The organism is Micromonospora sp. TSRI0369 (assembly GCF_001905625.1).
Taxonomy (GTDB): domain Bacteria; phylum Actinomycetota; class Actinomycetes; order Mycobacteriales; family Micromonosporaceae; genus Micromonospora; species Micromonospora echinospora_A.
Genome location: NZ_LIVU01000003.1, coordinates 296,501 through 307,848 on the forward strand (window position 1 = coordinate 296,501; position 11,348 = coordinate 307,848).

The window sequence follows — 11,348 nt, forward strand, 5'->3', positions numbered from 1 at the left end:
CAGTTATACGGGATCTGCGGCCGTTCGTCGGCGACGTCGCTGGCAGCGCGCACTACTCGCGTGAGTAGTGGGCAGGGTGTCAGGCCGCGATTACTGTCAGGCCATGCCGGGCTCGGCGTGCCGGCGCGGACGAAATGGCGACGCCGATGGGGAGATCGGCGCCGTTTCCGCGCCGGCGCAAAACGTCCGGAACGGAATCGACTAATCGCCGCTCGACGCGACTGGTCTAGCGAATCCAGGGGAGTCCGAGATGCGTGAGTGTAATGGTGACCGCCGTCTTGATCGGGAGACGCGGGCATGACCGTCGGATATCTCGGGGCGGTCACCGACTCGGCACCCGTCGACGCCGCGCTGCGCGACTTCTTCGCCGAGCGCCGCGCCGAGGCACGCGAGCTCGGCGACGACTTCGCGGCCCTGGTCGCCGAGCTGGAGAGCTACGTCCTGCGGGGCGGCAAGCGCATCCGGCCCGCCTTCGCCTGGCTGGGCTGGATCGGCGCCGGCGGCGACCCGGAGGACCCGGTGGCCACCGCGGTGCTGAACGCCTGCGCCGGGTTCGAGCTGCTGCACGCGTCCGGCCTCATCCACGACGACATCATCGACGCGTCCCAGACCCGCCGCGGCCATCCCGCCGCGCACGTCGCGTACGCCGAACGGCATCGGGCGCGGCGCTTCTCCGGTGACCCGGGAACGTTCGGCACCGGCACCGCCATCCTGATCGGAGACCTCGTCCTGATCTGGGCCGACGTCCTGGTCCGCGCCTCCGGCCTGCCGGCCGACGCGCACGTGCGGGTCTCACCGGTGTGGTCGGCGGTGCGCTCCGAGGTCATGTACGGCCAGCTGCTCGATCTGATCAGCCAGGTGAGCCGGAGCGAGGACGTCGACGCGGCGCTGCGCATCAACCAGTACAAGACCGCGTCGTACACGGTGGAGCGGCCACTGCAGTTCGGCGCGGCGATCGCCGACGCGGACGACGCCCTCTTCGCGGCCTACCGCGCCTTCGGCGCCGACGTGGGCATCGCCTTCCAGCTGCGCGACGACCTGCTCGGCGTGTTCGGCGACCCGGTGGTGACGGGCAAGCCGTCCGGCGACGACCTGCGGGAGGGCAAGCGGACGGTCCTGCTCGCCACGGCGCTCAAGCGCGCCGACGAACGGGACCCGGACGCGGCGGCCTACCTGCGGGCGAAGGTCGGCACGGACCTCGCGGACGAGGAGATCGCCCGCATCCGCGGCATCTTCCGCGACGTCGGTGCGGTCGAGGAGATCGAGCGGCAGATCTCGCAGCGCACCGACCGGGCGCTGGCCGCGCTGGAGGCGAGCAGCGCCACCGCCCCCGCGAAGCATCAGCTCGCCGACATGGCGATCAAGGCCACCCAGCGGGCCCAGTGATGTCCACGGAACCGGTGACCGTCGTCGCCCGTGGCGTTCTCGACGGCCGGGGTGACGGGCCGGGCCGCCTCGGCACCGGCCGCGCCCACGGCAAGGCCATCCTGCTGGGCGAACACGCCGTCGTGTACGGCGCTCCGGCGCTCGCCGTCCCGGTGCCGCAACTGACCGCCGTGGCGAAGGCGCGGCGGGCCGGCGGCGACGGCGGCGACGAGATCTCCTTCGCCATCGCCGGGCTGGAGAGTCCGGAGGTGACGTCGCTTCCGACCGACGGCCTGCAACATCTGGTGACGGAGTTCCGGCAGCGGGCCGCCGTCACCGAGCCGATGCGCGTCGACGTGCTCGTGGACTGCGCCATCCCGCAGGGCCGGGGGCTCGGGTCGAGCGCCGCCTGCGCCCGCGCCGCGGTGCTGGCCCTCGCCGACGCGTTCGACCGCCGCCTCGACGCCGCCACGGTGTTCGATCTGGTGCAGACCTCGGAGAACGTGGCGCACGGCCGGGCCAGCGGCATCGACGCCCTGGCCACCGGTGCGACCGCGCCACTGATCTTCCGCAACGGCGTGGGCCGGGAACTGCCGGTCGCCATGGCGGGCGCCGCGCGTGCCGCGCGAGCGTCGGACCCGGCCGGCTTCCACGCGGTGCTCGTCATCGCCGACAGCGGCGTCAGCGGCAGCACCCGGGACGCGGTGGAGTTGCTGCGGGGCGCCTTCGAGCGCTCCCCGCGCACGCGCGACGAGTTCGTCAGCCGGGTGACCAGCCTGACCGAGGCGGCGGCGCACGACCTGCTCCAGGGCCGGGTCGCCGACTTCGGCGCGCGGCTGACCGAGAACCACCGGCTGTTGCGCGAGGTCGGCATCAGCACCGAACGGATCGACCGGATGGTCGACGCCGCGCTCGCGGCGGGCAGCCCGGGCGCCAAGATCAGTGGCGGTGGGCTGGGCGGCTGCATGATCGCGCTGGCCCGGGACCGCCGGGAATCCGCGGCGGTGGTGCGGAGCGTCCAGCAGGCCGGCGCCGTCCGCACCTGGGCCGTCCCGATGGGGAGGTTCGCCGGCCATGACGACTGACCACCGGGCGGAGCCGTCCGCGCCGGCGCTCGACCGGCCGGCGACCGCCGTGGCCCATCCGAACATCGCGCTGATCAAGTACTGGGGCAAGCGCGACGAGCAGCTGATGATCCCGTACGCCGACAGCCTGTCGATGACGCTCGACGTCTTCCCGACCACCACCACCGTCCGGATCGACAGCGGCGCGACGGCCGACGAGGTCGTCCTCGACGGCTCGCCCGCCGACGGCGAACGGCGACAGCGCGTCGTCACCTTCCTGGACCTGGTACGGAAGCTGGCCGGGCGCACGGAACGGGCCTGCGTCGACACCCGCAACTCCGTGCCCACCGGCGCCGGCCTGGCGTCCTCGGCGAGCGGATTCGCCGCCCTCGCCCTCGCCGGCGCCGCCGCGTACGGCCTCGACCTGGACACCACCGCGCTGTCCCGCCTGGCCCGGCGGGGATCCGTGTCGGCCTCCCGGTCGGTCTTCGGCGGCTTCGCGATGTGCCACGCGGGCCCCGGCGCCGGGACCGCCGCGGACCTTGGCTCCTACGCCGAGCCGGTGCCCGTCGCGCCCCTCGACGTCGCGCTGGTGATCGCGATCGTCGACGCCGGGCCGAAGGCGGTGTCGAGCCGCGAGGGGATGCGGCGAACCGTCCGGACCTCCCCGCTCTATCAGTCGTGGGTCGCCTCCGGCCGCGTCGACCTGGCCGAGATGCGGGCCGCGCTGCTCCAGGGAGACCTGGACGCCGTCGGCGAGATCGCCGAACGCAACGCCCTCGGCATGCACGCCACCATGCTGGCCGCCCGGCCGGCGGTGCGCTACCTGGCACCGGTCACTGTCGCCGTGCTCGACAGCGTGCTGCGCCTGCGCGCCGACGGCGTCTCCGCCTACGCCACAATGGACGCCGGACCGAACGTCAAGGTGCTCTGCCGCCGCGCGGACGCCGACCGGGTGGCCGACACCCTGCGCGACGCCGCGCCGGGCTGCGCCGTGGTCGTCGCCGGACCGGGGCCGGCGGCCCGGCCGGACCCGGGCAGCCGGCCGTGACCGGTCCGGGCGCCGTGCGCCGCCACGCGCCGGGCAAGCTGTTCATCGCCGGTGAGTACGCGGTGCTGGAGCCGGGCCACCCGGCGCTGCTGGTGGCGGTCGACAGGGGAGTGGACGTCACCGTCTCCGGCGCCGGCGCCCACCTCGTTGTCGACTCCGACCTCTGCCCGGAGCAGGCGTGCCTGCGGTGGCAGGACGGCCGGCTCGTCGGCGCGGGCGACGGGCAGCCGGCACCCGACGCCCTCGGCGCCGTGGTCTCGGCGATCGAGGTGGTCGGCGAACTCCTGGCCGGGCGAGGGCTGCGCCCACTGCCCATGCGGGTGGCGATCACCAGCCGGCTGCACCGCGACGGCACGAAGTTCGGCCTCGGGTCGAGCGGGGCGGTGACAGTCGCCACGGTGACCGCAGTGGCCGCGTACCACGGTGTGGAGCTGTCGCTCGAATCGCGGTTCCGGCTGGCGATGCTGGCGACGGTGCGTGACGGCGCCGACGCCTCCGGCGGTGATCTGGCCGCGAGCGTCTGGGGCGGCTGGATCGCCTACCAGGCGCCCGACCGCGCGGCCGTGCGCGAGATGACGCGGCGGCGCGGCGTCGAGGAGACGATCCGCGCGCCCTGGCCGGGCCTGCGGGTCCGGCGGCTGCCACCACCGCGTGGCCTCGCGCTGGAGGTGGGCTGGACCGGCGAGCCGGCCAGCAGCAGCTCGTTGACCGGGCGGCTGGCCGCCTCCCGGTGGCGGGGCAGCCCGGCGCGGTGGAGCTTCACCAGCCGTAGCCAGGAGTGTGTGCGTACCGCCATCGACGCGCTGGAACGGGGCGACGACCAGGAACTGCTGCACCAGGTCCGGCGGGCCCGGCACGTGCTTGCCGAGCTGGACGACGAGGTCCGGCTCGGCATCTTCACCCCCCGGCTGACGGCGCTGTGCGACGCCGCCGAGACCGTCGGCGGCGCGGCCAAACCGTCCGGCGCCGGCGGCGGGGACTGCGGCATCGCGTTGCTGGACGCCACCGCCGCGACGCAGACCGCGCGGCTGCGCGAGCAGTGGGCCGCCGCCGGGGTGCTCCCCATGCCGATCCAGGTCCATCAGACGAACGGGAGCGCGCGATGATCGCCAACCGCAAGGACGACCACGTCCGGCTCGCCGCCGAGCAGCAGGGCCGGCTCGGCGGTCACCACGAGTTCGACGACGTGTCCTTCGTGCACCACGCCCTGGCCGGCATCGACCGGTCCGACGTCTCGCTGGCCACGTCGTTCGGCGGCATCGACTGGCCGGTGCCGCTGTGCATCAACGCGATGACCGGCGGCAGCACCAAGACCGGCCTGATCAACCGGGACCTGGCGATCGCGGCCCGGGAGACCGGCGTACCCATCGCCACCGGGTCGATGAGCGCCTACTTCGCCGACGAGTCGGTGGCCGAGACGTTCAGCGTGATGCGCCGGGAGAACCCCGACGGGTTCATCATGGCCAACGTCAACGCCACCGCCTCCGTCGAACGGGCCCGGCGGGCCGTCGACCTGATGCGGGCCGACGCGCTGCAGATCCACCTGAACACCATCCAGGAGACGGTGATGCCGGAGGGGGACCGGTCGTTCGCCGCCTGGGGGCCGCGGATCGAACAGATCGTCGCCGGCGTCGGTGTGCCGGTGATCGTCAAGGAGGTCGGCTTCGGGCTCAGCCGCGAGACGCTGCTGCGGCTGCGGGACATGGGCGTCCGGGTGGCCGACGTCGCCGGCCGCGGCGGCACGAACTTCGCGCGCATCGAGAACGACCGGCGGGACGCAGCCGACTACTCCTTCCTGGACGGGTGGGGACAGTCGACACCCGCCTGCCTGCTGGACGCCCAGGGCGTGGACCTGCCCGTGCTGGCCTCCGGCGGCATCCGCAACCCGCTCGACGTGGTCCGCGGGCTGGCGCTCGGCGCCGGCGCGGCCGGGGTGTCCGGACTGTTCCTGCGCACGCTCCTGGACGGCGGCGTGCCGGCGCTTCTGTCGCTGCTCTCCACCTGGCTCGACCAGATCGAAGCCCTGATGACCGCCCTGGGCGCGCGGACCCCGGCCGACCTGACCCGCTGCGACCTGCTGATCCAGGGTCGGCTGAGCGCGTTCTGCGCGGCCCGGGGCATCGACACCCACCGCCTCGCCACCCGTTCCGGCGCCACCCACGAGATGATCGGAGGCATTCGATGAACGACGCGATCGCCGGTGTGCCCATGAAATGGGTAGGTCCCGTGCGGATCTCGGGAAACGTGGCGCAGATCGAGACGGAGGTGCCGCTCGCCACGTACGAGTCGCCGCTCTGGCCGTCCGTCGGCCGGGGCGCGAAGATCTCCCGGATGGTCGAGGCGGGCATCGTCGCCACGCTCGTCGACGAGCGCATGACCCGCTCGGTGTTCGTACGCGCCAAGGACGCGCAGACCGCCTACCTGGCCTCGCTGGAGGTCGACGCGCGGTTCGACGAACTGCGTGACATCGTGCGCACCTGCGGCAGGTTCGTCGAGCTGATCGGGTTCCACCACGAGATCACCGCGAACCTGCTGTTCCTGCGGTTCAGTTTCACCACCGGCGACGCGTCCGGGCACAACATGGCGACGCTGGCCGCCGACGCGCTGCTGAAGCACATCCTGGACACCATTCCGGGAATCTCGTACGGCTCGATCTCGGGCAACTACTGCACCGACAAGAAGGCCACCGCGATAAACGGCATTCTCGGCCGGGGCAAGAACGTGGTCACTGAGCTGGTCGTGCCGCGGGAGATCGTCCACGACAGCCTGCACACGACGGCGGCGGCGATCGCCCAGCTGAACGTGCACAAGAACATGATCGGCACGTTGCTCGCCGGCGGTATCCGCTCGGCCAACGCCCACTACGCGAACATGCTGCTCGGGTTCTACCTGGCCACAGGTCAGGACGCCGCGAACATCGTCGAGGGCTCCCAGGGCGTGACGGTAGCCGAGGACCGCGACGGCGACCTCTACTTCTCCTGCACGCTGCCCAACCTGATCGTGGGCACCGTCGGCAACGGCAAGGGGCTCGGCTTCGTCGAGGAGAACCTGGAGCGGCTCGGCTGCCGCGCCTCGCGTGATCCGGGCGAGAACGCCCGGCGGCTCGCGGTCATCGCGGCCGCGACGGTGCTCTGCGGCGAGCTGTCGCTGCTCGCCGCGCAGACCAACCCGGGCGAGCTGATGCGGGCGCACGTCCGGCTCGAACGCCCGACCGAGACCACGAAGATCGGAGCCTGACGATGGCCGAGAGACCCGCCGTCGGCATCCACGACCTGTCCGCCGCGACGGCGCATCACGTGCTGACACACGAGACCCTGGCCGCGAGCAACGGCACCGACGTGGCCAAGTACCACCGTGGCATCGGGCTGCGGGCAATGAGCGTGCCCGCCCCGGACGAGGACATCGTGACCATGGCTGCCGCCGCCGCCGCGCCGGTGGTCGCCCGCCACGGCACCGACCGGATCCGGACCATCGTGTTCGCCACGGAGTCGTCGGTCGACCAGGCGAAGGCGGCCGGGATACACGTCCACTCCCTGCTCGGCCTCCCCTCGGCCACCCGGGTGGTCGAGCTGAAGCAGGCCTGCTACGGCGGTACGGCGGGACTGCAGTTCGCCATCGGCCTGGTGCACCGTGACCCGTCGCAGCAGGTCCTGGTGATCGCCAGCGACGTGTCGAAGTACGCGCTGGGTGAGCCCGGCGAGGCGACCCAGGGCGCCGCGGCGGTCGCCATGCTCGTCGGCGCGGACCCGGCGCTGGTACGCGTCGAGGACCCGTCGGGCATGTTCACCGCCGACGTCATGGACTTCTGGCGGCCGAACTACCGCACCACCGCCCTGGTCGACGGGCACGAGTCCATCTCCGCCTACCTGCAGGCGCTGGAGGGCTCGTGGAAGGACTACACCGAGCGCGGCGGGCGCGCCCTGGACGAGTTCGGCGCGTTCTGCTACCACCAGCCGTTCCCGAGGATGGCCGACAAGGCGCACCGGCACCTGCTCAACTACTGCGGGCGCGACGTCGACGACGCGCTGGTGGCCGGGGCCATCGGGCACACCACCGCGTACAACGCCGAGATCGGCAACAGCTACACCGCGTCGATGTATCTCGGGCTCGCGGCACTGCTCGACGCCGCCGACGACCTGACCGGCCGGACCGTCGGCTTCCTCAGCTACGGGTCCGGCAGCGTCGCCGAGTTCTTCGCCGGCACTGTCGTGCCCGGATACCGCGCGCACACGCGACCCGACCAGCACCGCGCGGCGATCGAGCGGCGGCAGGAGATCGACTACGCGACGTACCGGGAGCTGCACGAGCACGCCTTCCCGGTCGACGGCGGCGACTATCCGGCGCCGGCGGTGACCACCGGGCCGTACCGGCTGGCCGGGCTCTCCGGCCACAAGCGCGTCTACGAGCCGCGATAGGACCGGCCACGCCGGCCGCCCTGACCGAACGAACCATGCTTGGAGGATCGATGTCCGGAACTCCCGAGGTGGCCGAGCTCTACTCGACCATCGAGGAATCGGCCCGGCAGCTGGACGTGCCCTGTTCGCGCGACCGGGTCTGGCCCATCCTGTCCGCGTACGGCGACGCGTTCGCCCATCCCGAGGCGGTGGTCGCCTTCCGGGTGGCGACCGCGCTGCGTCACGCGGGGGAGCTGGACTGCCGGTTCCGGACGCATCCGGACGACCGGGACCCGTACGCCTCGGCGCTCGCCCGGGGCCTCACCCCGCGCACGGACCACCCCGTCGGCGCGCTGCTCTCCGAGGTCCACCGGCGCTGCCCGGTGGAGAGCCACGGCATCGACTTCGGTGTGGTCGGCGGCTTCAAGAAGATCTACGCGGCCTTCGCCCCGGACGAGCTGCAGGTGGCCACGTCGCTCGCCGGCATTCCGGCGATGCCCCGCAGCCTCGCCGCGAACGCCGACTTCTTCACCCGGCACGGCCTCGACGACCGGGTCGGCGTGCTGGGATTCGACTACCCGGCCCGGACCGTGAACGTCTACTTCAACGACGTGCCGCGTGAGTGCTTCGAGCCGGAGACCATCCGGTCGACGCTGCGCCGGACCGGGATGGCCGAGCCGAGCGAGCAGATGCTCCGGCTCGGCGCCGGGGCGTTCGGGCTCTACGTCACGCTGGGCTGGGACTCCCCGGAGATCGAGCGGATCTGCTACGCCGCGGCGACCACGGACCTGACCACGCTTCCGGTACCCGTGGAACCGGAGATCGAGAAGTTCGTGAAAAGCGTTCCGTACGGCGGCGGGGACCGGAAGTTCGTCTACGGCGTGGCGCTGACCCCCAAGGGGGAGTACTACAAACTCGAGTCGCACTACAAATGGAAGCCGGGCGCGGTGAACTTCATTTGAACAGCGGCCGGTTCCGCCGCCGGGCCGGTGTGACACGCGGGCGGAGAACGCGCCGGGCGGCGGAACCGGGATCAATGCCTGTTCGCTCGGGTTCAACACTGGCGCGCTCCGCTAAAGTGCGAACATGACGACTGGACTGTCCAGTGTGTGGGCCCGGGTGAAGAACTGGGTCGTCGCGTTGGCTGTGGCGGCGGTGCTGATGATCAGCGCGCTGGCCGGTGACCATCCCGCCCCCGAGGGCCTCGGTCTGCTCGGCTTCGCGCTGGTGGCGGCGAGCGGCCTGGCGCTGGCCGCCAGTCGTCGGGCCCCGATCGCCGTGCTGGTCGCCACCGGGCTGTGCGTGGTGGGCTACAACGCGATCGGCTTCGGGGTGCCCGCCATCGCGTACCTGTTCGCGGTCTACGCGGCGGTCCGGGCCGGGCACCGGCTCGTCACGCTCGGGGCGAGCGCCGCCCTGCTCGTCGTGCTGCCGCTGGCGATCATGGTCTCGCCCGCGGACGGCGCCCTCAAGGAGGCGCTCGCGCAGTCGCGGGGCGTGCTGGAACTGGCCTGGCTGATCGCCGCGGCGGCGGCCGGTGAGGCGCTGCGGCAGGCCGAGCGGCGGGCGGACGAGGCGGAACGGACCCGCGAGGAGACCGCCCGGCTGCGCGCCACCCAGGAGCGGCTGCACATCGCACGGGAGCTGCACGACTCGCTCACCCACCAGATCTCGATCATCAAGGTGCAGGCGGAGGTGGCGGTCCACCTGGCCCGCAAGCGGGGCGAGCAGGTGCCGGAGTCGCTGCTGGCGATCCAGGAGGCCGGCCGGGCGGCGACCCGCGAGCTGCGCGCGACCCTGGAGACGCTGCGTGACCTGACCAAGTCCCCGTCGCACGGGCTCGACCACCTCCCGGAGCTGCTGGCCGGGGCCGAGAAGATCGGCCTGGCCACCACGCTGACCATCGAGGGCGACCAGCGGGACGTGCCGGAGGCGGTGGGCCGCACCGCGTACCGGATCGTGCAGGAGTCGCTCACCAACACCGCCCGGCACGCCTCCGCCGCGGCCGCCGCGGTCCGGATCGACTACCGCCCGGACGCGCTGAGCATCCGGATCGACGACGACGGGACGGCCCGGCCGGGCGCCGCCCCGGTGCCCGGCGTCGGGCTGCTGGGGATGCACGAGCGCGTCCTCGCGCTGGGCGGCCGGCTGCGGGCGGAACCCCGCACCGGCGGAGGCTTCACCGTCCAGGCCGAACTCCCGGTGGTGCGCGTCCCATGATCAGGATCATGCTGCTCGACGACCAGCCGCTGCTGCGCAGCGGGTTCCGCGCGCTCCTCGACGCCGAGGACGACATCGAGGTGGTGGCCGAGGGCGGGAACGGCCGGGAGGGCCTGGCGCTGGCCCGGCAGCACCTGCCCGATCTCGCCCTGATCGACATCCAGATGCCGGTCATGGACGGCGTCGAGACGACCCGGCAGATCGTCGCGGATCCGGCGCTGGCCGGGGTACGCGTCGTCATCCTCACCAACTACGGCCTCGACGAGTACGTCTTCCACGCGCTGCGGGCCGGCGCCACCGGCTTCCTGGTCAAGGACATCGAGCCGGACGACCTGCTGCACGCCGTGCGGGTCGCCGCGCGCGGTGACGCGCTGCTCGCGCCGTCGATCACCCGGATGCTGATCAACAGGTACGTGTCGGAGCCGCTCTGCGCGGACGTCACGCCCGGCATGGAGGAGCTGACCAACCGGGAACGCGAGGCGGTCGCCCTGGCTGCCCGGGGCCTGTCCAACGACGAGATCGCCGATCGTATGGTGATCAGCCCGCTGACCGCGAAGACCCACGTCAACCGCGCCATGACCAAGCTGCAGGCCCGCGACCGCGCCCAGCTGGTGGTGTTCGCCTACGAGTCCGGCCTGGTGTCACCCGGCAATCGCTGACCGGGCAGCCCGCCCGGTCTGTCGCCTCGGCAGTGCTGCGGCTGCGGTATGCGGCTGCTCCCGGCGCAGACGCCGGAGCCCATGGATACCGTCACCGCAGTAGATCGATTGTCTCCTTCGGCATGACGACCCGTAGCGGGGTCGTTACCTACGCTGGCGCAGATGCCTGTTCCCGCAGCCGAAGGGGCTTCCATGTTCATCCGTCGTTTGCTCACCGCCGCCGCAGCCGGCGTCCTCGGTGGGCTCGCACTCGTCGCACCGGCGGCCGCGCAGGTGACGGCCGCCGACGGTGACGGTGGTTCCGGCCGCGCCGGATCCGTGCTGGCGCTCGCGCTCGCGTTGCTCGGCCTCGTCCTGGGCGGGTGGGCGTTGCGCTCCGCGGGGCGCGGCGGCGGTCGTGGCAACGCGATCGCCGCGCTGGTGCTCGCGGTGGCCGGCCTGATCGCCGGCGTGGTCGCCCTGGCCGGCTCCGACGGTGGTGTCGGCAGCGGCAACGGCCGTGGCGGCGCCATCGTGGCCGTCGTGCTGGCGCTGATCGGGATCGCCGTCGGCGGCCTGGCATTCACCCGCTCCCGGCGCGCCGCCTGACCGGCGC

11 protein-coding genes are annotated in these 11,348 nt (G+C 72.8%); all 11 read left to right on the plus strand.

Annotated elements, in window-relative coordinates; genetic code table 11:
• Positions 1-297 precede the first annotated feature (297 nt).
• Positions 298-1,386 (plus strand): polyprenyl synthetase family protein, encoded by a 1,089-nt coding sequence (locus AMK25_RS10190; RefSeq protein WP_073827925.1) that lies wholly within the window; start codon positions 298-300, stop codon positions 1,384-1,386.
• Positions 1,386-2,450 (plus strand): mevalonate kinase, encoded by a 1,065-nt coding sequence (gene mvk / locus AMK25_RS10195; RefSeq protein ID WP_083664699.1) that lies wholly within the window; start codon positions 1,386-1,388, stop codon positions 2,448-2,450. Before AMK25_RS10190 ends, mvk begins: the two co-directional genes overlap by 1 nt.
• Positions 2,440-3,480, plus strand: coding sequence for a diphosphomevalonate decarboxylase (mvaD, locus tag AMK25_RS10200; protein ID WP_073827926.1), 1,041 nt, complete (start codon positions 2,440-2,442; stop codon positions 3,478-3,480). The genes mvk and mvaD overlap by 11 nt, the downstream gene beginning before the upstream one ends.
• Positions 3,477-4,586 (plus strand): phosphomevalonate kinase, encoded by a 1,110-nt coding sequence (locus tag AMK25_RS10205; protein WP_073827927.1) that lies wholly within the window; start codon positions 3,477-3,479, stop codon positions 4,584-4,586. Before mvaD ends, AMK25_RS10205 begins: the two co-directional genes overlap by 4 nt.
• Entirely contained in the window at positions 4,583-5,665 is a 1,083-nt protein-coding gene (gene fni, locus AMK25_RS10210) for a type 2 isopentenyl-diphosphate Delta-isomerase (protein WP_073827928.1), read from the plus strand. Before AMK25_RS10205 ends, fni begins: the two co-directional genes overlap by 4 nt.
• Before the next feature lie 23 nt (positions 5,666-5,688).
• Positions 5,689-6,717, plus strand: a complete 1,029-nt coding sequence (locus AMK25_RS10215; RefSeq protein WP_073828619.1) for a hydroxymethylglutaryl-CoA reductase — start codon at positions 5,689-5,691, stop codon at positions 6,715-6,717.
• A 2-nt stretch (positions 6,718-6,719) separates the two neighbouring features.
• Positions 6,720-7,895 (plus strand): hydroxymethylglutaryl-CoA synthase, encoded by a 1,176-nt coding sequence (locus tag AMK25_RS10220; RefSeq protein ID WP_073827929.1) that lies wholly within the window; start codon positions 6,720-6,722, stop codon positions 7,893-7,895.
• Positions 7,896-7,945: 50 nt separating this feature from the next.
• Entirely contained in the window at positions 7,946-8,836 is an 891-nt protein-coding gene (locus AMK25_RS10225; RefSeq protein WP_073827930.1) for an aromatic prenyltransferase, read from the plus strand.
• A gap of 124 nt (positions 8,837-8,960) precedes the next feature.
• Positions 8,961-10,094: a sensor histidine kinase gene (locus AMK25_RS10230; RefSeq protein WP_073827931.1), complete on the plus strand. Its 1,134-nt coding sequence runs from the start codon at positions 8,961-8,963 to the stop codon at positions 10,092-10,094.
• Positions 10,091-10,753, plus strand: a complete 663-nt coding sequence (locus AMK25_RS10235; RefSeq protein WP_073827932.1) for a response regulator — start codon at positions 10,091-10,093, stop codon at positions 10,751-10,753. Before AMK25_RS10230 ends, AMK25_RS10235 begins: the two co-directional genes overlap by 4 nt.
• Positions 10,754-10,945: 192 nt before the next feature.
• The gene (locus AMK25_RS10240) at positions 10,946-11,341 is read left to right on the plus strand and encodes a DUF6223 family protein (protein ID WP_073827933.1); all 396 of its coding nucleotides are present in this window, start codon (positions 10,946-10,948) and stop codon (positions 11,339-11,341) included.
• The last annotated feature ends 7 nt before the right edge of the window (positions 11,342-11,348 follow it).